Source organism: Vibrio sp. Vb0937, from assembly GCF_033338855.1.
Genome location: NZ_JAWOTK010000387.1, coordinates 1 through 1,105 on the forward strand (window position 1 = coordinate 1; position 1,105 = coordinate 1,105).

1 pseudogene is annotated in these 1,105 nt (G+C 48.5%); it reads right to left on the bottom strand.

The window, feature by feature from the left end:
* A pseudogene (locus R7P67_RS25920) lies at window positions 1-1,105 on the bottom strand (insulinase family protein); the annotation flags it as partial.

Genomic DNA, 1,105 nt, shown 5'->3' on the forward strand with positions numbered 1-1,105 from the left:
TCTATCACCGTGTCTTTTGCCGTACGGTTGTACTTGTCGGTGTTGGTAAAACGCAGCAGGTAAAACGATGAAGGCTCGTGACCATCAGTGACGACCGAGCGCGCTGGCAGCTCATCATTAAATGACACACGATAATCTACAGCTTTACCCGGCTTCATCTTAATTGATGCCACGTACTTGCGTAGAAGTGGCGTAATTTGCTCAGGCTCAACGTCTGCAACAATCACCATTTTGTAACCATGATCGGTTTTAAATAGTTGATCATGCACCGCAAGAATCTGCTCTGGCGTGACGGTATCGGCACCATCACTGCTCAGTAAACGATGACGACTATCCGGCGTATAAGCGCTGGTGTTCGCTACTTGGATGAGCTTACCCATAGGCGATTCCAAGAAAGCGCTGCGCTCTTGCTTAAACTCTTGTTTCACCGCGGCAAGCTGACGTTCATCAACCTTGATTTCGGTCGAAAGGTTGTACAAGCCATTCAAAGCTTCAACTAGACGATTTTTTTGCGTCGTAACCTGAACGCCATGCACTGTTGGCTCGAGTATTGGACCAAAAGCGATGTTGTTCGTACGTAAATAGGCATCCAGCTCTGAGCCAGAAAACTCTCCTAATCCACTGCGAACGGCGGTCATGGCAGCCAGTTCGTAGGCTGGATAAAGCGATTTATCTAGGGCTGCTTTACCCCCTTGGCTAGTGAAGTAGATGTAAGCGCGGCCACCAGCTTTTGCGTCTTTTTGGAACCAAACATCCACACCGTTTGATAAGGTGTAAACCTGAAAACCACCCGGAGCTTGACGCATACTAACGATGCTGCCTTCCTCTGCTGGTTGCAGGAAGCCTTCCGCTTTGGCGTTCATGCCCGAAGGCTTTTCACCAGCTTGTAGGTAGGCGCTGTTAAGCGCAGTGAATACATCAGAAAATTGCGCTTGCGTTTCACTTTTGCCCATGCCAATCACAAAGCTTGGTTGATTAGACAACAGCTCTTTTAACTGCGCGTTTACGCTCTCTAGCTTCGTTTTATCCAAAAAAGCTGCCAAGCTTTGCGCATATCTCTCTTTCGGGGGGCTTACGCTGTCGTGCTCCAATTGGAAAATACGCT